Raw genomic sequence first — 25603 nt, forward strand, 5'->3', positions numbered from 1 at the left:
ATGGCGACCGTGTGACGGCACTATCGCGGTCCCCTTATCTGCCGACGAGCCCAACTGTGATTTATCTCAGTTTTCAGGACCCACCCCGAGGTTTATCTTTCACTCAACCCGCGACGAACGCGGAACAACGAAACAACGACTGGAGGTGTGACATGGGCTGGGGACTGCTTTGCGACGGGCTGGTGACGGTAGGTACGTGGGCAAGCCGGGCTGCTCCGGTGGCCAAGTTCTTCTCGGACATGGCCGATCTTCTGATGTAACTCGCGATGAGCGACATCGAACCAAACGACTAGTGGAGGTGTGACATGGGCTGGGGACTGTTTTGTGACGGGCTGGTGGCGGCGGGTACGTGGGCAAGCCGGGCCGAACCGGTGACGAAATTCCTCTCCGATGTGGCCGGCCTGTTCATGTGAGATGACTCACGAGGTGGAGCTCGCCGTCTCGGGGGCCTGTGCGAGACCCGAACGCAGGTAAGGCAGCAGGCTGGCAAGACCAAGGGCCGCCATTGCGGCACCGATCCACAACGGCGCGCGCATGCTGTAGCCCGCGTCGATCGCGGCGCCTCCGGCCCATGTGCCGAAGGCGAGCCCGGCGGTAATCACCGAGGTATGCATGGTGTTGACGAGTGGGCCAGGGGCCGCAGCACGCATCACGCGGGCCACCATGGCGGGATTGAGCGACACACCCGTCAGACCGATGGCGGCGAACGCGGCGATACCGACCGGCGTGAAGTCGGCCCAAAGCGCGAAGCTGATCAGCGCGAGGGCGAGGACTGACAGGCCGGCGACCAGCACCGTCAGTGTGTGACGGTCGGCGAGGCGTCCGATGACGGCATTGCCGATGATGTTGGCGACACCGTACATCGCCAGAAGATTCGGAATTGCCGAGGCTGAAACGTCGGCGACATTCAAAAAGATCGGCGAGAAATAGCTGAACGCGGCGAACGTCGCGCCGATGATCAACCCGCTCGTGGCAAACGCAGCCCATAGCGGACGATTGAGCAGCGAACGGAATTCGGCGGCGAGGCTAACGGACTCGCGATCCTGCTTCTGGCTCGCGGGGGCCCACAACGCAACGGCGATCGTGCACAGCGCGGCGAGCACGGCGACAAGCCAGAAGCTGGCGCGCCAGCCGTAGTGCTGTTCGATGAACGCCGTGAGCGGCACGCCGACCACGGGCGAGAACATCAGGCCACCGAGAACGAAGGAAGCGGCCCGCCCGCGAACCGACGGGGCAACGAGATCGGCACAGAGCGTCAGCGCGACGCCGAACGTCGCCGAGCTGGCCACACCCATGATGATCCGCGCGAGCGCCATCACTTCATAACGAGTCGACACGGCCGCCAGCACGCCGCCTGCGACGTTGATCGTCAGCAGCCAGACGAGGGCGCGCTTGTGCGGCGTGCGCAACGCGAGCAGCAGGGCGGTCAACACGGGGCCGCCGATGGTCATGCCGAGGGCATAGAGCGAAATCAGATTACCGATGTCACCGATGCCGACGTTCATTGCATGGGCGAGGGCCGGCATCATGCCGGCCACCATGAATTCCGCCGTGGTCATGGCAAAAACGGTGAGCCCTAATAAGTAGACGACGGGTGGCATAGCAGATTTTTGTGACATATTTTTAACGATCATTCCATATTCGGGGATGGGGGGAGAACCCCGAGGGGGTCGGGTAAGGATGTCGGGGGCTTCGGGTGTTGGTTGTGTTGACCGGGTGCGTCGGGTGTCAGAGCTGGGCGAGTGTGCCTTCCATGATGCCTTCGAGGAAGGCGCGGTCGCAGACCGTGCGGCCGAGTGCGCGCAGACCGTAGTAGCTCGACAGGAAGGTGCGTGCGATGACGACGGGAGAGCGTTCGGCGGCGAGTTCGCCATTGTGCTGACCGACGGCGATCAGATGCACGAGCACTTGCTCGAAGCGATTGAAATACGCCTGACTGATCTGACGGACCTTCGGGTCTTTGGCGCCACGCTCGAGTGCGGCGAAAAGGCTCATGCAGCCTCGTTGCTTTTGGGGATCGAGATCCTCGTCGATGCCTTTTTGCATCAGAGCGCGAAGCCGGTCCTTGACGGGGCCGGGCGCATTCAGGATGTCGGCCTGCGTCTGAAGCCCGAGCGTCTGATAGCGCTCGAGGGCTTCGTGATAGAGGTTGAGCTTGCTGCCGAAGGCGTTGTAGAGGCTGCCGCGTCCGAGCCCGGTACATTCGACGAGTGCCTGGGCCGACGTGCCTTCGTAGCCGTTCGTCCAGAAAACATCCATGGCGGCGTCGATGACGGCTGCGTCGTCGAATTCTCTCGGTCGTCCGCTCATGATGATGGGCCTCGCTGATCCGGCGGAAAGGGAATGAGCGATGCGCTTGAGGCAGCACTCGATGGCGTGACTATAGGATATTTTTGACCGATTGTTCAAATAACCGGATATCAGTTGTGGGATTCGCTGAGGGGGATCTTTGAGGCGGGGGCGGGGGCAGAAAACAAAAAAGCCGTCGCGAGGACGGCTTCTTCGAGGATTCTGGAGCGGGCGATGGGAATCGAACCCACGGCTCTAGCTTGGGAAGCTAGGGTATTACCATTATACGACGCCCGCGAAGACCGACATTCTAAGCGGGGTTGGGGGAGTTTGGCAATCTGGGTGTTTCGTAGGTGGGCGCGATTCTTCCCATCACTCATCCAAAAGTCGGGCGTGGCCCCGCACCACACGGCTGCCACCGATCAACTTATGCAGCATCAATGCGCCTGCGGCTCCGCAGGAGATACCTACCAGCCACCAGATGGCGGGCAGCTCGAAGATCGATGCGTCTTCCATGCCGTCCGGAATGCTGATGCTGCTCACGACCACCGCTGTGTTGTAGACCATGTGCAACAGAATGCCCGGGAGGATCGAGCGGGTCCGTTCGTACATCTTTCCCAGAATTAGCCCAAGCACGAGGGCGGCCACGAACTGATAGACGTTCAGGTGCGCCAGCCCGAAGACAGCCGCGGAGTGCGCGATAGCCGTGCCCGGCGGGTATTGCTTCAGGAATCCGCGCAGGATGATGCCCCGGAACAACATCTCCTCGACCACCGGCGCGATGATGCAAACCAGAACGATCGCCCCAAGTCCGGCCTGCCGGTACGCCTCGGCCGCATTGCGCAGTGCGTCCCCCGTCGGGAATATCTGCACGACACCCGCTTCGATGACATTGATGAACAGCAGCAATCCGGGCACGAGCAGCACAACGGGAACGGTAAAGAGACCCAACGTCGCCGGCATTGACAGACGGCCTTCGTGAAACAACTCCCGGTATGTGCGCTGGCTCTTGTGCAGCACGATCGCGAAGACGAGGCCATAGGCTAGTACCCGTCCGATGCTGTATGCCGCCATCGGACGAATGCCGACGACATAACTCAACTGCACAACGATTGAATTCGTGATGAGTTCGAGAAAGAACAGCGCAATCAATACAAAAAACGCGTCCAGCAAACTCGGGAAGCAATATTCCCTGGGCTTGGCTTTCATGACTTGTGCTCTTCTGATCAGTTGTTATTGTTGGTGAACCGCCGGACGTCAATGCGTTCCCGGCGGCAAAGCGCGTTTCTATACCTGAAGCCGGCATGTCGATCGCCGCGTCTGAGATAGACGTCGAAGAACCCCCGCTCTCGAACGTCCTACGGCAAATGGATGGCACCTCCCCGGTTGTACCGGACGATTGTCATGATTTGAAAGAGTTCGAATTATCGCAGGATGAGAGGAATCCCGAAAGATCGATGATTGCGATCCTCCAAATCATTCCCTTTCCTCATGTGCAGTTGCGATCAGTATTTTTGCGTACTGATCGCACGTAGCATTGCGGATTCACCGATGTTTTTTATCGGATATATCTAACCCGTAATTCAAAAGGAGATGGTTAGTTAAACGAAATAGATAAAGGGAGACGTAGATGAAAGGCATATCTCTGCACGCGCGTTGGGTAGCCGCAACCGGATTGGCGACACTGTCCTTCGGAGCGATGTCGGCGGATTCGACAGGCTCGCATAGCCCGTATTGCGAAACCGTCGCGCAATGCGTGAATCCGATGGCCACCGACGGCATGGTCACATCGTCGCACTATCTGGCGACGCAGGCCGGATTGAAAGTGCTTCAGCAAGGCGGGAATGCCGTCGATGCGGCGATTGCCGTCGCGTCCACCATCGCCGTCGTCTACCCCCAGATGAACACCATCGGCGGTGACAACTTCTGGCTCATTTACAACGCCAGAACCCACGAGCTTCGTGCACTGAACGCCAGCGGCCGAGCCGGCGAACGCGCCACCATTCAGTTCTACAGGGACAAGGGCCTGACCACGATCCCGCCACGCGGATATCTGTCGGTCAATACCGTGCCCGGCGTTGTCTCCGGATGGGACGAGGCATATCGATACGCCCACGCCAGCATGGGACGAAGCCTCCCGTGGCGCGACCTGCTGCGAGACGCCATCCATTACGCCAAAGACGGTTTCATCGTCACACCGTCGCTGGCAAAGTGGTCGGCTATCAACGTCGATACCACCGATAAAGTGTTTCGCAACCTTCAACAGTTCGATGGCTTCCGACACATCTTCCTGAAACCCGACGGCAGGCCCTACCAATCAGGAGAGCGCCTCAATCAGCCGGAGCTGGCGAACACGCTCACGCAGATTGCCGAGCAAGGTGCACAGGTGTTCTACAAGGGCGATGTCGCCGAGAAGATCGTCAAGGACCTGCAGGCCAATGGCGGATTGCTCACGCGCGAGGATTTCGCCCGTCATCGCGCCGATTGGGTGAAGCCGATCTCGGTGAAGTACCGTGGTTTCGACGCCTATAATTTTCCGCCGAATACACAAGGGTTTGCCTCACTGGAAATTCTGAACATCCTGAATCGATTCGATGTGAAGGCGTTGGGCGAAGGCTCGGCCGATTACTATCATCTCCTCGTGGAGGCGACCAAGCAGGCCTTCGCAGACCGCGACAAATATCTGGCCGATCCGGACTTCTTCGATATTCCGCTGGCCGACCTGCTGTCTGCCAAGCACGGTAAGGCGCAGGCCGCGCGTATCGACATGCGCCACGCCAACAATGAGTTCAAGCCGATGGACCCGAAGGGCGATACCGTCTGGTTCGGTGTCGTCGACGGGGACGGAAATGCCGTCTCGCTGATCCAGAGCATCTATTACGACTTCGGCTCCGGCATCGTGCCGAAGGGAACCGGCATTCTCCTGCAGAATCGCGGCTCGTTCTTCTCGCTCGACCCGAGCCACATCAATCACCTCGCCCCACAAAAGCGCACCTTCCATACGCTCAACCCCGCCATGCTGATGAAGGACGGCAAGCCGTATCTGGTCTACGGAACGATGGGAGGCGAGGGACAACCGCAGACACAGGCGGCCATTGTCACGCGCATCGTCGACTTCGGCCTCTCGCCGCAGGCCGCGATCAATGCACCGCGCTGGTTGTACGGCCGAACCTGGGGCGTGTCGTCGAACGATCTCAAGATCGAATCGCGTGTACCGGAGGCAGTCTCGGAGGCACTGAGGCAGCGAGGCCACCCCGTCAAGGTCGTTGAACCCTTCACCGATACGATGGGCCACGCGGGTGCAATCCTGATTGACCCGGCCTCGGGCATGCTGCAAGGTGCAGCCGATCCGCGCGGCGACGGATTGGCGGCAGGCTACTGAGCCCAACGCGCGTCGGACCTCGGTATGAAGAGGTCCGGCGCGCGACGCCGATGCTCGAATCATAGGGCGGAAGTGCTTACGATACCGGCAGCCGTCCAATCTGCGTGTTCTGCATGTTCTGTGTTAGGCGAACGGCCATCACTCAAATGAATGATGTGTGCACGCGCATGTGCATTTTAGAATCGCCGTACATAAAAACTCGACACGGGAGGGCACGTATGCGGAACGGTCGCGGGCAACCACTTCGACTTGTGAAGACAGCATGCGTTGCGCTCATATTGGCCGGTTGCGGTCTACCGGGTCCGACTCATAAGGGCGGCGCCCTCGTCGCCTTGGACGGGCGTCCGGATTGCGGCGTGTATGGCGTCTGGGAACGCTACACATGGTCGGGGGAGTGCCAGGGCGGTTTGACCAGCGGTCAAGGCACCTTGCTCGGCTACGGTGGTTCCACATTAATGCTGCGCTACGACGGGGAGATGAAGGCTGGTCTTCGCGATGGCGTGGGCGAAATGTGGATGAACGCCGAGAAGTTCAACGGCGGCCCGACGACGCGATCGGGACGCTTTTCACGCGGCAATCTGATGAGTGGCGCCGAAACGAATAACTACAGCGTTCGCAGCTATGCGGACGGCAAAAACGCCAGCACGGTCTACACCGCTAGCGAAAACGAATCCTCTTCCGGGGTGGGAGGTGCGCTGGCCGTTGTTGGCGCGGTGATGCAAGGTGCTGCTGCAGGGGGTGGCAAGAACGCCGCACAGCTCGCGGCGCTGGGAGGGGCCATGCAGGGTAATACTCAGGCGACAGGCGCGCAAGTTGGCTCGAACAGTGCGATGAGCTCGAACAATGATCTGAATCCTACCGTGCCTACCGTGCCTGCCGTGAATCAGTGCGTACGTACGTCGCGCACGAAATACTCGGTCAATTTCACCAATACGTGCGACTTCCCGATAGCGATCCGTTACTGCTTCACCAGTCTTTCCGGCGCGAGTCAGTTGGACGCCAGCAGCGGGACACTCAAGGACGCGCTCTGTGGTGCGAAGACCGCTTATCCAAGCGCGACGCCGTCGATCTCGCCCGGTGGCAGCGACGCACAGGCGGCGCCGAATAACGCATTGCCGATCCACTTTATCGCTTGTCCATCGAGCGATATCCGGGCGCAAAACAACATTGCGTGGGACGGCAATTCGCTTCGCGGCACCTGCGGCGGCATCATCGGTAAGAACAGTGTGCCGAATGGTTCGAGCAGGAAGGCGGGGGCCGTACGCTAGCGATAGTGCGAGGCGTGTACGCCGGACAAACCCACGACTACGGGCTTTGCCAAGAACCCATTTATCTGCCAGGCATGAAAGTGGCGGACGGCAATTTAGCCGCGATTGTCGATCCAGTCGCGTGCCCAAGTCGATGCATGCCCCAACGCTTGCATTTCGTCTTCGAAATATTCGAGCGCATGGAACGCGTAAGAGGCGGACTCGGTGTTAGCGGCATCGCTACGCACAAGCAGCAGATTGGCGGCAAACCAGCCGTCGGGCAATCGATATGCCGAAGGGGAGACGGAGTACCCGTTGTACTGATGATGATAGTTATTATTTTTCATGGATGAAGCGCGAGCAATGCGCTAGCGAAAGGCGAGCGAAGCACGTATGGCATACGCCATACAGGCGACCGAACACGGATATGGGGGCGGGAGTGAGCTTGTCGAGAGGGCAAACGGAGCGCACGAAAGGGGTGCGGTCAGATCGGGAGCGTTAAGCGCCGAGAGAGGATGCCAGACAAGTCAAGGGCCGGCGAACCGGCCCTTGAACTGCGTTACTGCGGGGTAATGTTTGCTGCCTGCATACCCTTCGGGCCACGCTTCGTTTCGTACGTCACCTTCTGGTTTTCAGCGAGCGTCTTGAAACCATCGCCTCGAACTTCGGAGAAGTGAGCGAACAGGTCGTCGCCGCCAGCGTCAGGCGTGATGAAGCCGAAGCCCTTGCTATCGTTGAACCACTTAACGGTACCGGTATCCATAATAATTCCTTGAAAATAAATCGATAGCCCCGTTGCGGAGCGAGGAAAGCTTCAAGGAGGAGGAGAGGACAGCGAATACTGCGCAGAACGCGCAGAAAAGTGATGATCAGCAATCAAGCTTCTTGAATATTTCTGAATGCACGGTACGGTTATATACCGAGGCTGTCAAGGTATTTATTGAAACGACGCCGCTGCCGAGGGAGAAAGCATTCAGCGCTCGCGTGATGATCGTCGCGTTGACACATCGATGCGCCGACGCGACGCGTGCTACATCCTTGATTCCCCATGCGCGCTCACCGCTCTCTGGGCGCTCGGAATTCATAGCGTCGGCATCATTGCGATGACAGGAGAAACGCGATGATCACCTCGGAAAATTCCTCCGCGAATTCCACATTCGACAGATGCACGGCGGGGAAGGCGTGCAGGCGCGCACCGGGAATGGTGTTCGCAATGACCTCGCCGAAAGTGGCGGCGGTCACCGTATCGTGTTCACCGACAATCACGAGCGTCGGTCGCGTGATCCGTGCGATGTCGTGTCGCAAGTCGGCGCGCTGGACAGCGGCCCACGACCCGGCGAGCCCGTGGCGATTCGTCGCGAGTAACGTCTCCCGAAATGGCACGATGAGCGGATCCTCGGCATCGAGCATGTGCGCCGGGAACCAGTTGCGCAGGAACGTCTGTGTGGTCTCACGCATGTCCCTCGCCTGAAGGACGGCGGCGATGGGGGCATCCCAGACGTCGGCTGGGCCGAGATAGGCGGCGGTGTTGCTCAGCATCAGTCGGTCAATGCGTGATGCCGCATGCACGCCGAGCCATTGTCCGACAATGCCGCCGAGCGAAAGCCCGAGAAAATGCGCCCGCGCGATACCCAGATGATCCAGCAACGCGACGACATCATCGCCCAGTTGTGCCAACGAGTAGGGCCCGGGCGGCACGCTCGATGCCCCGTGCCCGCGCGCGTCGTATCGCAGTACCCGGAAGTGTCGTGAGAACGCGGGGATCTGCGCATCCCACATATGCAGATCGGTGCCGATCGAATTCGAGAGCATCAGCACGGGCGCCTTCTCGGGACCGTCGATCCGATAGGCAATGCGGGCCCCGTCAGGGGTGTCGAAGAATGAAAGGTTGTCCATCGTCGCCTCGGGAAAGCCAGGAAAGGTGAGTTCTTGCCGTTCATTCTGGGTGAGGCGAGAAATGGTTTAAATTACAAAAATAGGACAATCTTTGTAAAAATAAATGACATGGCGGAATTCACCTTGCACGACCTGCAATGCTTCGATGCCGTGATCCGAGAGGGGAGTTTTCAAGCGGCGGCCGACGTGTTGCATCGCACGCATCCGGCTGTGTTTGCCGCCGTGGCGAGACTGGAGCGGCAGACCGGGCTCGCGTTGCTGGATCGCAGTGGCTATCGCGTGAGGTTGAGCGAGGCGGGGCAGGCGTTCTACCGGCGCGCGCAGCCGTTACTTCGCGAAGCGGCGGGCTTGCGACAGCACGCGGCACAGTGGGCAATGGGCGAAGAAAGCGAGTTGAACGTGGTGGTGGGCGACCTCTGTCCGCGGGGTTTGCTTCTGGGGTTGCTTGCGCGCTTCTTTGCGCAGTGCCCTCACACGCGTCTGCAATTGCATTTCGAGACCGTCGGTGGGCCAATGGAACGGCTGAAGGCAGGTGATGCCGATCTCATCTTGCACCGTGTGGACAAGCACGATGCCGACATTGCGTGGATCGATCTGTGCAAAGTGCGGCTTGTCCCAGTGGCGGCGCCGCAAATGCTCACCGCATCATTACCGCGTGTGGTGCGTCCGGCGGATATGCGCGGTTACACCCAGTGTGTGATGCGCGATTCGGCGCGGCAGCCAAGCGGCGAGAGCTTCTTCGTGATCGATGGAGCACATCAGTGCACGGTGGCCGATCAGGCGATGAAGAAAGATGTCATCTTGCACGGCCTCGGCTGGGGGCACTTGCCGATGCATCTGATCGAGGATGAATTACGCAGTGGGGCACTCAAATCCATCGCGGGCCGATATCTGCCGGTGCACACGGAGGATGTTGTGGCAGCGCGGCGCACCGATGGCCCTCACGGGCCGGTGGCGAACCGTCTGTGGGCATACCTCCGTCAGGAGGTGGAAGGGCTCGGTGAGGTCGTCTCGGAGACGGATTGATTCGTCTCCTACATGCGTGGCTGTGGTCAGTATTTTTGCGTATTTGATCTGACGGACCATTTCGTACCCCTGTTGTCTAGATTGACTTGGTACGAAATGTCTCGGACAGGACCGCTGTATTCAAAAGCACGGCAGCGAAGACGACACCAGTGCGCCTCAGTACAGTCCCGCCACGGTGTTCTTTTGCAAGTCGCGGTCGTAAGTTTCCGCGTCGAAATGGCCGCCACTCAATCGTCGGTGCATGGCGCCGGTACTTGGCAAGCACTCCCGCGCGATTTGTGTCGACTGGTCCCATAGCCGGGCGCGCACGATTGCCTTGGCGCAATGGAAATACACGCGATCGATCGACACGACGATGACCGTTCGCGGCAGCTTGCCGCTCACCTCGAAGCGCGACAGCAAATCGGATCTGTCGAGATGCGTGCGTGTCCGTTGACGCGCAACGTTTCGCCGATGCCCGGAATCAGGAAGAGAAGCGACACGCGCGGATCGGCAATGATGTTGCGAAGATTATCGATCCGGTTATTGCCCGGTCTGTCCGGAACTGCCAACGTTCGCTCGTCCAGAATCTGAACGAACCCGGCGGGGTCCCCCTTCGGCGAGCAATCGGTGCCTTCGTCGCCAACGGACGCGAGCACCACGAAGGGACACGCTTTCACAAAGGCCTGATAGTCCTCGTTGAGGTAAGTCAGTTCCTTCCAGACTGCGCGCTCACCCGGTTTGCCGTAAATCGCTTCGAGTTGCTCCACGCTGTTGACATCATGACTCATGTAACACCTCTCAAATTCGAGTGCCGCGCCACAACGCGCGCGTGTTCTATACCGGGTTTGGTACTACGGCGCGCGAGCGGCGCAATTCAACCACCTGCACTTCGCTAACCGCACGGGCGCGCAATTGCCCGCAGCCGCCGTCGACGTCTTGCCCGGCGCTGTTTCTCACTTTGGTCAGTACCCCGCGGCTATGCAGATAGCGGACGATCTCGCGGATGCGTTCACGATCGGGGCGCTGATAGTCGTCACCCTCAAGACTGTTGAAGGGGATGACGTTGAGCACCCCATATTTCCCTTTGAGCAAGCGCACGACGGCGTCGAGTTCATCGTCGCCGTCGTTGATGCCTCTGAGCAGGGTCCATTGGTATTGGATCGGATAGCCGGTGTCGCGGGCGTATTTCTCTCCGAGCTCGACCAGGGCGTCTGGCGCGATTTTCGGCGCGCGTGGCAGCAGATGTGTGCGCAGTTCGGCCTTGGTGGTATGCAGCGATAGCGCCAACGCGGGCTTGATGCGCTGCCGCGGCAGCGCGTCGAACACGCGCAGATCGCCCACGGTGGAGAACACGAGGTTCTTGTGGCCGATATTGCCTTCGGTCCCCAGCAGGTCGATGGCTTCGAGCACGTTTTCAAGGTTGTGCGCGGGTTCGCCCATCCCCATGAAGACGACTTTCTTCACGGTGCGCAGACGTCGCGCTAGCACCACCTGGGCAAGGATTTCCATGCTCGAGATCTGCCGGATCAGACCGCTCTTGCCGGTCATGCAAAAGCGGCAACCGACGGCGCAGCCGACCTGCGTGGAGACGCACAGTCCGTCACGCGGCAGCAGCACGCTTTCCACCATTTGCCCGTCGGCGAGTTCGACGAGCAGGCGCGATCCGTCATGGCCGGCATGCTCGGCGCGCACGCGAGCAAGCGCGTCCAGCTCAGCGGTGAGCTCGGGAAGGGCGTTACGCAGCGCCAGCGGGAGGAAGTGCTCAGAGCTTCGCCGCCGCGTGCCGGTGCCGAGCGCCTGAGCGTTCAGCCAGACGCGAACCAGCCGGCCACGATGGACGGATTGAGCACCAAGTGCGGCGAGCCGTTGATTGAAGTCGGAGAAGCGCATAAGGCACGGATTTTACGCCACCTGAGCCAAGGCCGGCCGAACGCTCGCGACGCCCGACTGGGTATCCGGGCGTCTGGCCGGGGGCGGGAGCCCCCGTTCTCACCACCGATACCGATACCCTACCTGTCCGTACACGTTCCTACGGTACTCGCCGCCCATGTTGCGGGCGTACTTCACACTCGCATACAGCGAAGACGCGCGGCCAAGCGTCGCCTCCAAACCTGCGCCCATCTCGTACCACGTCTTGGCAAGACTGCTGTCGAAGCTTGCGCCTGCCACGCTGGTCGCACCCGGCGACAGGAAGTCGTGCACCACGTCGAACGTCAGATAGGGAGACGCCGACCCAACGCCCGCAACGTTCCCCAGATCCGGGGCATTCACCTTGACGCCCAGACGGCCACGCAACGCATTCGTCGTGTTGCCCGACACCGTCGATACGCTATCGCTGAACCCGTTCAGATGCAGGTACTGATAAGCCAACTGCGCTTGCGGCTCGAGGGTGAAGCCCGAGCCGAGAATCGCGAATCGATGACCGATCTCACCGGACAGTGCTGCCCCGAAACCGTTCTGGGTGGCCCCCACGCCCTGCACGTCGCTGTACTTGTTGCGATAGTGCGAAATCTGCGTCGTCACATCGAGGTAAGCGCCCTGCGGCAAGATTCGCGTCCAGTAGGCACCCACCGACTGGGCCTGCATCGTGACCGAACCGGTGGCCGCCGAGAGCGTCGGGTCTAGCGTGCGTGCGCTGTCCGAGAACGAGGCAGATGCCGTCCCGAAGGTCGCTGTCACGCCCGCACGTGCATCTCCGCCCCAGCCCGACGCCTCGGTATTCAATCGCCACTCACGCCCGAACTGCGCCGCGAACATGCGCTCATCCGCATCGAAGCGCCCTGACATGTTGGCGTCCATCGACTTGCCGTACACGCGACCCCAGACGCCATTTGACGTGTCCTCACTGCGCGCACTGCCTGTGCGTTCCTGCAGGCGGCCCAGCATGGTGAATCCGAAATCGGTGTTCAACTGCGGCGTCATGGCGTAGCCAACCGCCGCTGCGCGGTAAGCGGTTTCGCCCGACGCGTAGGACGTCGACAAAAACCAGCTTGGGTCTCCGCCGGCCGGTCCTATCTTGCGAAGCAGATATTGATACGCGCCTGCCTGAATTGGCCCGTCAAGCTTGAATGCGCTGTCCGAGGCCGTTCCATTGACCTGCACGAGCTGGATACCGCTGCCCGAGGTTGGTGCGCCGCCGCCCGAGACCTTCAGCTTGAGCAGGGTGGTGCCGCTCGCGTTGCCGTTGATGACGAGCTTGTCCGATGCGGCCGTGCCGTCGGCGGCGATGGTGGTGCCCAACAGCGCTGTCCCGTTGTTGCCGACGTAATCGCCGGCAATCGTGAACGTCCCGAGATTGCCCGCGGTGGCGCCCGGCGACGCACTGCCGACGGCGATCATGCCGGCGTTCGTCACGCTACCCAACGTGCCACCGTAACCGGACAGCGTCGCGCCGGCAGCCACCGTCGTCATGCCGCTCCCCAACGTCGCGCTTCGATGCGCAGCATCGCCAACGATGACCGTGGCGCCACTGGCCACCGTCGTCGCGCCGGTATAGGTGCTGGATCCGTTGAGCGTGATCGTGCCGGCTCCCAGCGTCACTGCCGAGAAGTTCGACATCGCACCGTTGTAGCTGAACGCGTTGGCGCTGCCCGGTGTGATGGTCAGCGTGCTGGTGCCCGTGCCGCCGGACACATCGCCGTTCACCAAGGCCGCACCGCCAAGTATCTGGAGGCTGCTGTTGCCGCTGCCCAGGTCCACGGCTTTGCCGCTCTGGTCGGCGGTGATGGTGCCGTAGTTGATCACCGTCGCATCGTTGGCACCGGTATTGACGGCGGCCGCCGTCGCACCGCCGCCTTCCAGAACGCCGCCCGCCTGGTTGATGATCGTCACCGTCATGGCATTGCGAACGCCCGTCACGGCGATGGCCGAGTCGCTCTGACCGCGAATGAGACCGCTGTTGACGATGGTCGAGTTGACGTAGATGCCTTGCGGTGCGATGGGCAGTTTTGTGACCGGATCCTTGTCTACGCCGGCTAGCGTAATGCCGCGCCCCACGCCGCCGGGCGTATTTTCGCCGACGATGGTGCCGCTGTTGACAATAGTGCCACCGCCGACCGTCACACCCTCACTCACGTCATTGGCGGCGCTTGCGCCGCGAATCGTTCCTGAGTTCGTGATGTTGACGACACCGTCGACGTCCACCCCGTCGCCATCGCCTGTCACGCCGTTGCCGATGATCGTGCCGCTGTTGTTGATCGTGACGACTTCCTTGGCGTTGAAGCCGTCGATGTTGACGCCGGAGCCGTTCATGCCCTGAATCGTGCCGCCGGCCTGGTTCGTGATGGAGAGCTTGAACGTGCCGTCCGTGGTGGTGTCGACGCCCCCGGTAATGCCGTGACGTGCGCCCTGGATCAGGCCGGTTGCCGCGTTGACGATGGTGATGCCGCTGTTGGCCTGCGCGTCGATCCCGTCGCTGCTGCTGGTGCTGCCGGGGTTGTTGGTCGAGCGGATGATGCCCGCGTTGTTGACCACGCCGTTGACACCGGGACGCACGGCGTCGGCTTCGTTCGCCTGGATGACGCCGCCGGCAAAGTTGTTCAGCACGTTGGTGCCGGTGGTGATCGCGTTGAAATCGATTGCCTGACTGCCGCCGGCGGAGTTGTTGGTCGAGCTCAGCGTGCCGTAGTTGTTGAAGACGATATTGCTATTCGCCTTATTCATCTGGATCACGTCCGCGTCGAAGGTCGTGATACTGGCGCCGACCCCGTTGGTCACTGTCAACGTCAGGCCGCCGGTGTTGTCGCGGATGGCCCGGCCGGTGCCCGTCATATGGATCGCGCCGTTGTTGACGATGGTGGCGTTACCGGTGGCGGTGATCCCGACGCTGCTACCGCTGACCGACAGGACACCGCCGCTGTCGATCGTGCCGGTTTGCCCGCTGGAGAGCGTCTGCGGCGTGGTGGACGTCAGTCCGTTGGTGATGAGGAAGGTCGCGGCGAAGGCGTGCGGCTCGACGAAGAGCGCGATGACGCCTGCCAGAATGGCAACTGGTTTCATAAACTCCGATGTCCTCTTTGGAACTTGTTCGAAGTCGCCAAGTATTCGTCGGCGTCATGACGGATTGATGAAATGCAGTCAAAAGGTGGGGCAATTGGCGTCAATCAGGTTTCAAACGGTCTTGCCCGTGAGACCGGCGGGCAAGACCGTGCCAGCACAACATTACGTCAGCGCGCACATCACCCGTTTGCTTCCCGCAGCGCCGTCTTCAACACCTTGCCGTAGTGATTCTTTGGCAGCACCTCGACCGAGACATAGCGCTTCGGACGTTTGAACCGCGCGATGTGATCGAGGCAATGGGCGTCCAGCAGACGGCTATCGAGCGCGGCACCGGGTGTGCTCACTACATAAGCGACGACCACTTCGCCCCATTCGGGGTCCGGCTCGCCAATCACCGCGACTTCGGCCACACCGTCTGCCCGCAACAGCACTTCCTCGACCTCGCGCGGGTAGATATTCGTACCACCTGAGATGATGACGTCCTTCGAGCGGTCCTTCAGCGTCAGGAAACCGTCCTCGTCGAGCACGCCGATGTCTCCCGTCCACAACCAGCCGTTGCGAAGCGTTTTCGCCGTCGCCTCCGGATTCTGCCAATACCCTTGCATTACGACATCGCCGCGCACCACGACTTCCCCCGCCGTACCCGGCGGCATGGGCACGCCGTGCTCATCCACCACTTCGACCTCGACCATCGCGTGCGCATGTCCGACCGACGCCAACCGGTGCGCCCAGCGGGGATGCTCGCGCCCGGCAATACCGTCGCGCGGCAACACCGTAATCGTCATGGGCGATTCTCCCTGTCCGTAGATCTGAACGAACCGCGAACCCATCACACAGAGCGCACGTTCGATGTCGGCGGTGTACATCGGCCCGCCCCCGTACACGATCGTTTTGAATCCGTCGGACGACGTTCCTGTGTCCTGTGCATGACGTACAAGCCGGTTCACCATTGTCGGCGCGGCAAAGCATGAGATGGCGCCCAGCGAATCCGCCAGTGCAAACATTTCCTGCGCATCGAAGCCGCCCGACAACGGAAACACGTGTCCCGCTGCCTGCATCATGAAAACCACGCTATACAGCCCGGCGCCGTGAGACATCGGCGCGGCGTAGAGCGTGCGGTCGTCACGGCCGACATTGTCCACATCGGCGATGTAGCACGCCGAGAGCGACCAGAGATTCCGATGCGACAGCATCACGCCCTTGGGACGTCCCGTCGTGCCGGAGGTGTAGAAGATCCACGCCAGATCCCCATTCTCCCGGGAGGCGACCGCGGACGTTGGCGATGCAAGCGCTTCGGTGGCGTTCATCCACACGTCAATTCGGGGATCCTCGGGCGTCACGCGAACGGCGGAGGTCTCGAGATGTTCGGCGATGGCTTCCAGATCCTCCGCCTCTGCGAGCACCACTTCTGCCTGCGCATCGTTGACGATAAACGCCGCCTCGCGCGGGTGCAGCTTCGCGTTGATCGGCACGGCGACCAGACCGGCCCACCAAATCGCATACAGCCACTCGAGATACTCCGGGCGATTGCGCATCCAGAGTGCCACGCGCGCGCCTTCGCTCAGCCCTAGAGAACGAAGCCCGTTGGCGATTCCGACACAGCGTCGAGCCAACGTGGCGTAGTCATACTGCGGTGAATCCCCGAGATAAGTCGCGATGTGATGGGGATGGCGCACAGCGGCGCGAGCGAGTGTATTGGCAATATTCATGATCTTAGTGAGCAGTCGAGCGCGCCGCGCCGGCGGTCGCACGGGCATCTGCATCGGCGGCGCGTCGCGTTGCTACGGTCAGGAACGTGAAGAGCAGCGCACCGTAGAGCAACACCATCACGCCAAGCGTGCTCATGCTCGCACCGTATCCGCCGAAGGTGTCCTTCGCCCAACCCGTGAGATACGGGCCGACGAAGCCGCCGAGGTTGCCGACTGAGTTCACCAATCCGATACCGGCGGCAGCGGCGGCGCCCGTCAGGAACATTGGCACGAGCGGCCAGAAGAGAATGTTGGAAGCCAGAATGCCTGCCGCTGCAATGCACAGTCCCAGAATTCCGACATACGGAGACGTGGCATTTCCCGCCAGCACCAGCCCCACGGCGCCGGTGGCGGCCGGCACGAGAATGTGCCAGCGTCGCTCGCCGGTTTTGTCCGAGTGTCGCGCGTTGATCACCATTGCGATGCCCGCGCACACATACGGCACTGCGCTGAGCAGCCCCGCACGGGTATTGTCGAGGCCGCCGATCCCCTTGATGATCTGCGGCATCCACAAGGTGATACCGAACAGCGCAGTGATGTTGCAGAAAATGGCGAACGCGAGCAGCAGTACCTTGCCGGAAAGCAGCGTCTCCATCACACCGTACTGACGCGCGCTCTCCTTCGCGGCGCGCTCCTGCGCAAGCGTTCGCACCAGCCATTCGCGTTGCGCCTGCGTCAGCCATGTCGCCTTGTCCGGCGAGTTGCCGAGGACGAAATAGGCGATGACGCCGACCACGACGGCAAGTGCGCCTTCGAGCAGGAACATCCACTGCCAGCCACGCAGGCCGGCGAAATCATGAAGCGACGTGAGAATGGCGGTCGACAAGGGCGCCCCGATCAGCACCGCGAGCGGCAAGCCGAGAATGAAGATCGCCGTCGCTCGCGCCATGGCACGCCCGGGGAACCAGAGGCTGAGATAGAGCACGATGCCGGGGAAGAATCCCGCCTCGGCCACGCCCAGCAGGAAGCGCATCACATAGAACGAAGTCTCGCCCGACACGAAGGCGAAGCCGGCGGAGATGAAGCCCCACGTCACCATGATGCGAGCGATCCAGATGCGCGCCCCGACCCGGTGGAGGATCAGATTGCTCGGCACCTCGAAGACGAAGTAGCCGATCGAGAAAATGCCCGCACCGAAACCATAGACGGTTGCGGTGAACCCGAGGTCGCCGTTCAGATGCAACGCGGCGAAGCCGACGTTCACGCGGTCCAGAAACGCCACGATATAGCAGAGGATCAGGAAGGGCAGAATGCGGCGAAATAGCTGACCGATCGTGTCCTGTGCGATACGCGAGTCCAGCGCGGCGGCGTTATCGCCGCTGGTGACCGGTCCGCTCGTCTGTGATGCAAGGGTCGGGTTCAAGGGGTGTCTCCGTCATGATTTTGTGTTGAGTGCTGGTCGCTGCCAGCTGTGTCATACGTCCTGCGTGCTGCACGATCTGCTACCACTGGCTTGCGCCGACGCCCACCGGGCGGGCGTTACTGCTTATAGTCATTCCCATGGCGCTCGAGCTTGCGCAACAACGGCGGCCATTCGCGATCGCCCGAACCGCGCAAGTCCGTCACCCATTGCTCGGCCGTCAGCGCCGCAATCTCATGCGGCGGAATTCGCAGCGCGGCACCGGTCGCCTGTGCCAGCAATTGTGCGCGTGCGGCCTTCTCCAGGTAGAACATTTCCACAAACGCGTGTCCGACGGAACGCCCGACCGTGAGCGTGCCGTGATTGCGCAGGATGAGCGCGGTATGCCCGCCGAGATCGGCCAGCAGGCGTTCGCGTTCGTCGATAGTCAGCGCAATGCCCTCGTAATCGTGATAGCCGAGCCGTCCGACAAAGCGCATGGCGTGCTGGGTGATTGGCAGCAGTCCGTCTTCCAGTGCAGACAGCGCCATGCCAGCCTCGGTGTGCAGGTGCATCACGCACGCGGCATCCTCGCGTGCGGCGTGGATACATCCGTGAATGACGAAGCCGGCCGCATTGGGGCGATACGGCGAGTCGCCGATGACGCGGCCGTCGAGATCGATCTTCACCAGATTCGACGCCGTAATTTCGTCGAACGACAAACCCAGCGGATTGACCAGGAAGTGATGGGACGGTCCGGGCACGCGTGCCGACAGATGCGTGTAGATGAGATCGTCCCAGCCATTGAGCGCACACAGGCGATACGCCGCAGCGAGGTCCTCGCGCACGCGCTGCTCGGCGGGCGTCATGCCGGTATCGGCGAGCGCTTTGCCTACGGGCAGATCAAATGAAGAAAAAACTGTGTCAGACTTTGGCATTCCGTTCTCCCAACCGACGTACCGCTGGCAATGCGGTGGCGATATTTATAAACTAAACGTTCAGTTTAGTATTTGTCCGGACATAACGAATGTCAAGTCAGTTGAATCCCGAATCTGTGACGGCCGGCCGGCGCGGTCGCAAGCGAAGTGTCGAAGCGGAACGTGCCGTGCTCGACGCGGCTTATCGTTTGCTGCTCGAGCAGGGCCTGGCGGCCACAACGATGGAAGCCATTGCGACGGCCGCAGGCGTGAGCAAGGCAACGATTTACAAGTGGTGGCCCAACCGCGCGTCGGTGATCATGACGGCGTTTCTGCGCGAAGCGGGGCAGGCGCTCCCATACCCGGAGGAGCTCAAGCTCGACAGCATTTTTTCCCGGCTGCTCAAGATGGCCGAGGAGTTCTGCGGACCGATGGGCACGATGATCAGTGCGCTGATCGCGGAAGGGCAGTCCGATCCGGAGATCGCGCAAGCCTTCCGCGACGGCTACGTCTCGGCCCGCCGGGAGCAAGGCGTGCAGATCGTGCGCGACGCGGTGGCGCGTGGCCTCATCAAGCCGGGCGACCCCGATGTCGTGCTCGATATTCTTTATGCGCCGCTTTACTACCGTCTGCTCGTGGGGCACAAGCCGCTCACGCGGGCTTTCGTGCGCGAGCACGTCGACCTCGTCATGCAAGGCCTGATTGGCCCGAATGGCACGATTCCCGAACTCTCGGCGAAGCGCACGCGGGTAGCAAAGGACAGTCCGGCGAAGGTGGCGCGCGTCAGGAGCGCAGCAAAAAAATAGCTTGACGCATTCGGCGGGGTTGTGAATAAACTAAACGAATGGTTTAGAAATTAAAACCACAACACAACCTGACGGAGACGCCTGGAATGAACACAACTTCTGGCCGCGCGAAACGCCTTTCATTGGATGCTTTGCGCGATAGCGGACACGCCGTCGTGGTGACGGGCGCGAGCGGCGGTATTGGTCTGACTGTCGCGAACCGTCTGTACGACGACGGCTGGCGTGTGGTGGCGACGGACCTTGATTTGTCGCGGTTGCGCGATGTCTTTGGGGAGCGTGCCGGGCAGTCGCGATTGGAGGTCGCGGCAGTCGATGTGACCGACCACGCGGCCGTCGACGCGCTCGCTGCGTCATTGCGAGAGCGTGGGGGTGTAGCCGGACTGGTCAACGTCGCGGGCTTGCTGCAAGACGTGATGCCGATGCTCGAGATGGATGACGCCATGCAGCGCCGCGTGTGGGACGTGAATTACTTCGGCGCACAGCATTGCCTGCGCGCGTTCGCACCGCTCATGAAGCAGGCGGGCACGGGGGCGGTGGTCAACATCACCTCGATCAACGAGCTACGTCCTCTGCCGCTGCATGCCTACTCGCCGTCGAAGGTGGCGTTGGGGGCGCTTACGCAATTGGCGGCGGGGGAACTGGGCGCGTCGGGCATTCGCGTGAATTCCGTGGCGCCGGGCTTCACGCTCACGCCGATCTTCGAAGACAAGCTCGCGACGGGCAAGCGCAGCGCGACCGCCATCGAGGCGCATTCGGCGTTGGGTCGTCTGGTCGGCACCGATGAAATCGCGGCGGCGGTGAGCTTCCTGATGTGTGACCAGTCGAGCGCAATCACCGGCGTGAGCTTGCCCGTCGACGCCGGCTGGCTGGTCAGTTCACACTGGATGAATTTCCGCGAGTTGGCACATGGCAAGGCGGCATAAGCCGAACGCAGACGAGGCCGCGCCGGTATCTCAAAACCGCTGCTGCAGCCGCAGACTCCCCGTCTGCGACACGAATCGCGAGCCGGCCTGAACCTCGTAGCGTGCGCTCAGCGACAGCAGACGGCTGCGGATCAGCGTGATGCCAAGCGTCAGATCCGCGAGATCGCGCACCGGCGACGCGCCCACCGTGGTGAAGGCCGTCTCACCCGTAACGTCCCCCGCATAGCTCGCGCCCGTGACGGCCTGCGAATTCACGAACTCGTGTATCCACTGCAATTGCGCGAACGGGACAACGTCGCCATAGCGAGTCGAGACTGCTTTTTCCAAACGTGCACCCAATGCGCTGCGAAGCGAACTGGCATGCGAGTTGCCGACGGCGAGTGCAGCACCATTGCCGCCGGTCTCCGTGTAAGCGCTCTGGTGCAGATAACTGTACGTGAGGCTGGCCAGCGGTGTGAGCGTGGCGCTTCCCAGCGGTAACGGATAGCCGAACTCGGTACGAGCCACATACTGTTGCCCGGTGAACGCGCCGTTCGCGGTGCCGGAGAACCCGGTGAAGTCGACCACGCGTGTGGTGCTGTAGCGTTGCTGAACCACACCGCCGGACAGGTTGACGTACCACGGCGAACCGGCATAACTCGCATAGGCGAGCAGGCCGTAACCGTTGACCTGTGTGGTACTACCGGCATTGTCGTCGGAACCGTTGATGCGAGTGTGGCTATAGGAGAATGCGCCGCCGGCCGTCCAGCGTTCGTTGAGCGCGCGGTCGATACCGAACAGCAATCCGCCATAGTTCGCGCTGTAACCGGGGATGGCGTCGATCATGCCCTGACTGGCGTGGCCGCCGAATGCCTGTCCCCACACACCGTAAGCCGGTGCGCCATCTCCCGTCGCAATACCGTTGCGGGCATCGCTTGCGATGCGCAGGCCATCGATACGAGTGCCGAGTAGATTCAGGGCGTCGACGGTTGGGGCGGCCGCTGCACGCGACGCCGCCAGTGATTGTGTCGGCGACAACTGCGCGCCCGCGCGGTTGGCTTCGGCAGTGCTCCCCAGCGCCAGAGACGCATTGTAAAGATTCAGCAATCCGGGGTCGTTGACGCCGGTATAGCTTCGTAGCCCGCCGAGCGATGCGATGGCATTACGTGTTGTCGGGGAGACGGGGGCCGGTGCGGGAGGCACGGTGCCTCCCGGGTCCGGGGGCGTGACGGTATCGGGCAGAAGGTCTCCTACGCGCAGCACGAGGTCGTGATTGCCCGATACGGGGTCGGTCACTTCGGCGCCGGAGACCGAGTATCGCGCGCCGACAATGCCGTAGTTCAACTGGTTCACGTTGTAGTTCGCGGCGCCGGTTGCCTGAACGACCACATAGCGCTGTCCCGTGGCAAAGGCGTAGGCACCGCCGGTGCTGGTCAACTTCACCGTGGCGCCAGGCTCGATCGTCACATCGCCGTAGCGTGGGCCGGAGCCCGGAACTTGACCAGGCTGCCGGTCAGTGACCACCAACCGGCCGTAACCGATGTCGCTTTCGGCGCCCGTGGTCACCGCGCCACTGGAAACGCCGATGAGCAGCGTGCCATTGGCGCGCATCGTGTAGTTGCCAACGATCGTGAGCGGATTGTCCACTCGCAAGCTTCCCGCTTCGCTGAAGAGCGTCATTGACGAGAAAGTGACGAGGTTGACGTGATCGTTCAGGACCTGATTGCCGGTGATAGTGAGATTGCTACGGGCGTTGTCAATCACCCCGATGGCGCCGTTCGGTCCGGTCAGCGTGCCAAACACCGAGCCGGCGCCGCCGACGATGGTCATATCGTGCGGGCTGGTGTTGGCGATATGCCCGGCAATGACGCCGGTGTTCGTGATTGTGGAGAGCGATGCGCCTTCCGGAGGGGAAAATCCGGACATGATGGCTAACCAGGAACTGGATATGACGCCGGTGTTAACGATCGAGCCGATGGACCCGTTAGCGTCGTTGAATATGCCGTAGCTGCTGCCACTAATCGTGCCGCTATTGACGAGTGTGCCGGTGGATCCGAGGTTATAGATACCAATATTGCCCCCGTCAATCCGTCCGTCGTTTCGCAGCAGTGTGATGCTGCCCGAGTTCACAACGCCTGCGCTCGTGGCGCTGATGGTAGCGCCGATGTTGTTGGCCAACGTTCCAATGCTGCTGGCCGTGGCGTTGGCGAAGCCGGTCTGCCCACCAAGATACCCCCCGGTCGCATTGATGAATGCGGCGACCGTGCCCGAGCTTGCAACCGCGAAATTGTCGCTGGAAATGCTCCCGCCGTTCGAGACCGTGCCAACGCTGCTAAGGGTGCCGATAATCTGCAGCCCGATCACGTCCGAAATGTGGATAGCTGCGCCCTGCGCAATCGTGCAGTCTCCCCCCATGACGAGCACCGGGGTTCCCGCCGATCCATTCCAGGTGGCGAGACAATTCGCGGGTGGCGCGGCCATCGTCTCTTGCGGCGCACAGTTCGCGGCGAACGCGGAAATGGCAAGTGCCAAGGCTTTGCGCCTAGGCTGGAAGGTTTTGGGTGGCATCGGGTCTACCGTCGAGAGTCATGAGCGTCGCGACGAAATGCCCGACCAACCTGTCGTCGAAGGGGGGCCGATGCGTCTCGTCGCTTGTGAACACAGGCTAGCGTCGTGTCCGGGCGGGCACCATGGACTAAAGTCGTAGTTCGACGTATTTATTTTCAACCGGCCCCTGGCCTTGCCGATCAGATACTACTTCCGGGAGTCGATGCGCTTGATGCAACCCCAGTGTTTCGCCTAACCACCTTCGGAAAACCGCAACCCGGCGATCCCCACAATCGTCAGTACGAGAAACCCAACACGGCTCCAGGGGAGCGATTCGCCAAACCAGAGCACGCCGACGATCAATAGTCCGACCGTGCCGATGCCGGTCCATATCGCATAGGCCATGCCGACCGGCAATGCGCGCAGTGCGAGTGCCAGCAAGTAGATGCTGGCCAGCGCCGCGACCACGGCCATTGCGCTGGGTAACACACGGGTCCAGCCGTCGTTGAGCTTGAGCGCCAGCCCCATCGCAATTTCCAGTCCCGCCGCGAGCAGCAAATAGATCCAGGCCATGGCATTACGCCTCCGGTTCAAGCGTCAATCCCCAATCCCCGATTTGCCGCAATGCCGGACGCTACTGCCGGACGCGCGTCGATGGCGGCCAGCCAGCGTTGCACGTTGGCAAACGGTGTGAGATCGAGGCTCAGTTCACGATGCGTGCGCAACCACGCGAATGCGGCGATGTCGGCAATCGAGTACTCATCCGTGGCGAGGTAAGCCAATCTCGCCAAACGCGAATCGACTACGCCGATCAGGCGCAACGACTCCTTTCTGTAGCGTTCGATGGCCTCGCGGTTGTCGGTCTTCGACCCGTGAAGGAACCACCACAATTGACCGAGCATCGGGCCGATGCCGCCGATCTGGAAGTGCAGCCACTGATTCACCGCGAGGGCTTTCGCTGGTGTCATCGGTTGCAGCACGCCGGTCTTCTCGGCGAGGTAAGTCAGAATCGCGCCGGATTCGAACACCGTCACGTCGCGCTCGTGGTCCACGATGACGGGGATTTTTCCATTCGGATTGCGTTGCAGGAACGCAGGTTGCTTTTGCTCGCCCGCAGACAGATCGACGTTCACCTGTCGATACGCAAGCGATGCCTCGTGAAGATACAGACTGACCTTCAGGCCGTTCGGCGTGTCGGCCGTATAGAGCGTGAGTGCCGGATTCATGGGGATCCTCGGAATGTTGTCCTGCTTATAAATTGCAATTACAATCATTGCAATTGCAATCGTATGATTTTTCCAAGAGATCCACAAGGGGGCGTGATGATCGCGACGCCAGGCCGGAACCGTCCGGTGGAGATAGCGCAAAGGCACCGGGCGGCGCTCGCGTGCATCGACAAGGTGAAAGCATGGCGGGATTCGGCGCACAGGGCTGCATCGCCATCGGGGGCGTTGACACATATCGCGAGCGCTCTGACGCAAGAGGACACGCGCGATCAGGTGTGGATCGTCGACGCGGACAGGATCGCCGAGCCGTCGCCCTCGCGCAGCACGAAACGCAATCGGGCGCCCGAGGCGAGAACCGGGCCATTACCGAGCGTCGTTGCGACGTGGTTCCGTACAACACCGTCCTACGAGCGCCCGTTGTTGTATCTGCTTCATTCGCCGACATTACGTGGCGTGCTGGCGGCAGCGGTCGAAGCGACGGGCATACGGCTCCCGTCGGAGGGCGACGTTGCAGGTCGCGGCATCTTCCTGAATGACGCAACGCTTTCATCGCCCGACCGGCAACGCCGGGTCCGGCCAGAGTTGCCGTTGTGGCTCGCGGCGCAGCCGGCGTGGCTGCCTTACGATCCTGCGTCGGCGCAGGAGCTGCAAGCGTTGCTATGCGCAGCGCTCGACGCGCTGTACGTGCGCGGCGAATCCGGCTTCTGCTATCTGAGTGCGCACGATGTGCCCTCTACTGCCACGTCACCGTTAAGCCCGCAAGAGGCGTGCGACGCGTTCCGAGGCATGTATCGCCTGCGAGCGCTCCCGGACACCCATCCTCCCTATGCCATACGGCTGTGTGGCGCGGGAAGCGCGCTGGCGAGCGTATTGGAGGCGGCCCGCTGGCTTCAGCTCGATTGGGGTGTGGCGTGCGAAGTGTGGAGTTGTCCCAGTTACACGCGATTGGCGCGCGAAGCGGCAGAGGTCGAACATCGGGCGCTACGGGGCCTCGACGTACCGGCGCAGGAAGCCCACCTCACCCGCTGCCTCGCAGGGGGGCGCGCCCCGGTGCTGGCAGTGACCGGCTACGCACGCCACATCGCGAATCAGATCGGTGCTTTTGTTCCGGCACGCTTTCTGGCGTTGGGCAGCGACGACAGGGATGGCGACGAGGGTTCCGGCAAGGACGTGACTGCCGGTCATGTACCCGGTGTGCGATGGATTGTTCTCAACGCACTTCGCTTGCTCGTCGAGGACGGCGCGCTGCCGCGCGCTCGCATCGCCGATGCAACGCGCCGGTACGGGCTGGCATGAGC

Annotated in this window: 20 protein-coding genes, 1 tRNA gene and 1 pseudogene; 6 read left to right on the plus strand and 16 right to left on the minus strand. The window is 61.6% G+C overall.

What is annotated here, in order from left to right; genetic code table 11:
- Positions 1-419: 419 nt before the first annotated feature.
- From PI93_RS07225 to PI93_RS07240, 4 genes are all read right to left on the minus strand, one after another.
- Positions 420-1559: an MFS transporter gene (locus PI93_RS07225; RefSeq protein WP_236105643.1), complete on the minus strand. Its 1140-nt coding sequence runs from the start codon at positions 1557-1559 to the stop codon at positions 420-422.
- Positions 1560-1728: 169 nt separating this feature from the next.
- Positions 1729-2310, minus strand: a complete 582-nt coding sequence (locus PI93_RS07230) for a TetR/AcrR family transcriptional regulator (protein WP_039370851.1) — start codon at positions 2308-2310, stop codon at positions 1729-1731.
- Positions 2311-2512: 202 nt separating this feature from the next.
- A tRNA-Gly gene (locus tag PI93_RS07235) sits at positions 2513-2586 on the minus strand.
- A 75-nt stretch (positions 2587-2661) separates the two neighbouring features.
- Positions 2662-3498: a CPBP family intramembrane glutamic endopeptidase gene (locus tag PI93_RS07240; protein ID WP_039370847.1), complete on the minus strand. Its 837-nt coding sequence runs from the start codon at positions 3496-3498 to the stop codon at positions 2662-2664.
- Positions 3499-3919: 421 nt separating this feature from the next.
- Between PI93_RS07240 and ggt the strand changes: the two genes are divergently transcribed.
- Together ggt and PI93_RS07250 are read left to right on the plus strand one after the other, a co-directional pair.
- Positions 3920-5671, plus strand: coding sequence for a gamma-glutamyltransferase (ggt, locus tag PI93_RS07245; protein WP_052240689.1), 1752 nt, complete (start codon positions 3920-3922; stop codon positions 5669-5671).
- Between the two features lie 407 nt (positions 5672-6078).
- Entirely contained in the window at positions 6079-6939 is an 861-nt protein-coding gene (locus PI93_RS07250; RefSeq protein WP_144400307.1) for a hypothetical protein, read from the plus strand.
- A gap of 95 nt (positions 6940-7034) precedes the next feature.
- Here the strand turns inward: PI93_RS07250 and PI93_RS07255 are convergent, their stop codons facing one another.
- The 3 genes from PI93_RS07255 to pcaD form a co-directional block, all read right to left on the minus strand.
- The gene (locus tag PI93_RS07255) at positions 7035-7265 is read right to left on the minus strand and encodes a hypothetical protein (RefSeq protein ID WP_039370842.1); all 231 of its coding nucleotides are present in this window, start codon (positions 7263-7265) and stop codon (positions 7035-7037) included.
- Between the two features lie 212 nt (positions 7266-7477).
- A complete protein-coding gene (locus PI93_RS07260; RefSeq protein ID WP_010805203.1) occupies positions 7478-7681 on the minus strand; it encodes a cold-shock protein in 204 nt (67 codons plus the stop codon).
- Between the two features lie 332 nt (positions 7682-8013).
- Positions 8014-8814: a 3-oxoadipate enol-lactonase gene (gene pcaD / locus PI93_RS07265; protein WP_039370839.1), complete on the minus strand. Its 801-nt coding sequence runs from the start codon at positions 8812-8814 to the stop codon at positions 8014-8016.
- A gap of 108 nt (positions 8815-8922) precedes the next feature.
- Between pcaD and PI93_RS07270 the strand changes: the two genes are divergently transcribed.
- On the plus strand, positions 8923-9840 hold the full coding sequence (locus PI93_RS07270) for a LysR family transcriptional regulator (RefSeq protein ID WP_052240688.1): 918 nt from the start codon (positions 8923-8925) through the stop codon (positions 9838-9840).
- A 156-nt stretch (positions 9841-9996) separates the two neighbouring features.
- On the opposite strand, the pseudogene PI93_RS07275 reads toward PI93_RS07270, so the two are convergent.
- The 6 genes and pseudogenes from PI93_RS07275 to PI93_RS07300 all read right to left on the minus strand — a co-directional run bounded on the left by PI93_RS07275 (position 9997) and on the right by PI93_RS07300 (position 18845).
- Positions 9997-10610: pseudogene (locus PI93_RS07275) on the minus strand (pyridoxamine 5'-phosphate oxidase family protein).
- 46 nt (positions 10611-10656) lie between these two features.
- The gene (locus tag PI93_RS07280; protein ID WP_039370836.1) at positions 10657-11712 is read right to left on the minus strand and encodes an RNA methyltransferase; all 1056 of its coding nucleotides are present in this window, start codon (positions 11710-11712) and stop codon (positions 10657-10659) included.
- Between the two features lie 99 nt (positions 11713-11811).
- Positions 11812-14820: an autotransporter family protein gene (locus PI93_RS07285; RefSeq protein ID WP_052240687.1), complete on the minus strand. Its 3009-nt coding sequence runs from the start codon at positions 14818-14820 to the stop codon at positions 11812-11814.
- A gap of 179 nt (positions 14821-14999) precedes the next feature.
- Entirely contained in the window at positions 15000-16529 is a 1530-nt protein-coding gene (locus tag PI93_RS07290) for a class I adenylate-forming enzyme family protein (protein WP_039371094.1), read from the minus strand.
- 4 nt (positions 16530-16533) lie between these two features.
- The gene (locus PI93_RS07295; RefSeq protein WP_144400305.1) at positions 16534-17931 is read right to left on the minus strand and encodes an MFS transporter; all 1398 of its coding nucleotides are present in this window, start codon (positions 17929-17931) and stop codon (positions 16534-16536) included.
- A 116-nt stretch (positions 17932-18047) separates the two neighbouring features.
- A complete protein-coding gene (locus PI93_RS07300; protein ID WP_201278433.1) occupies positions 18048-18845 on the minus strand; it encodes a class II aldolase/adducin family protein in 798 nt (265 codons plus the stop codon).
- A gap of 89 nt (positions 18846-18934) precedes the next feature.
- Between PI93_RS07300 and PI93_RS07305 the strand changes: the two genes are divergently transcribed.
- Both PI93_RS07305 and PI93_RS07310 read left to right on the plus strand, forming a co-directional pair.
- Positions 18935-19630: a TetR/AcrR family transcriptional regulator gene (locus PI93_RS07305; RefSeq protein ID WP_052240685.1), complete on the plus strand. Its 696-nt coding sequence runs from the start codon at positions 18935-18937 to the stop codon at positions 19628-19630.
- A gap of 86 nt (positions 19631-19716) precedes the next feature.
- Positions 19717-20553 carry an SDR family NAD(P)-dependent oxidoreductase gene (locus PI93_RS07310; protein ID WP_080759201.1) on the plus strand — a complete coding sequence of 279 codons (837 nt, stop codon included), beginning with the start codon at positions 19717-19719 and terminating at the stop codon, positions 20551-20553.
- A 30-nt stretch (positions 20554-20583) separates the two neighbouring features.
- Here PI93_RS07310 and PI93_RS07315 read toward each other — a convergent pair whose 3' ends face one another.
- The 3 genes from PI93_RS07315 to PI93_RS07325 all read right to left on the minus strand — a co-directional run bounded on the left by PI93_RS07315 (position 20584) and on the right by PI93_RS07325 (position 24311).
- Entirely contained in the window at positions 20584-23064 is a 2481-nt protein-coding gene (locus tag PI93_RS07315) for an autotransporter family protein (protein WP_052240683.1), read from the minus strand.
- A gap of 267 nt (positions 23065-23331) precedes the next feature.
- Positions 23332-23652, minus strand: a complete 321-nt coding sequence (locus tag PI93_RS07320) for a DMT family transporter (protein ID WP_039370834.1) — start codon at positions 23650-23652, stop codon at positions 23332-23334.
- 17 nt (positions 23653-23669) lie between these two features.
- A complete protein-coding gene (locus PI93_RS07325) occupies positions 23670-24311 on the minus strand; it encodes a glutathione S-transferase family protein (RefSeq protein ID WP_407945357.1) in 642 nt (213 codons plus the stop codon).
- 411 nt (positions 24312-24722) lie between these two features.
- Here PI93_RS07325 and PI93_RS07330 point away from each other — a divergent pair, with 411 nt between their 5' ends.
- Positions 24723-25601: a transketolase-like TK C-terminal-containing protein gene (locus PI93_RS07330; RefSeq protein WP_144400304.1), complete on the plus strand. Its 879-nt coding sequence runs from the start codon at positions 24723-24725 to the stop codon at positions 25599-25601.
- Positions 25602-25603 lie beyond the last annotated feature (2 nt).

The organism is Pandoraea fibrosis, assembly GCF_000807775.2.
Classification (GTDB): domain Bacteria; phylum Pseudomonadota; class Gammaproteobacteria; order Burkholderiales; family Burkholderiaceae; genus Pandoraea; species Pandoraea fibrosis.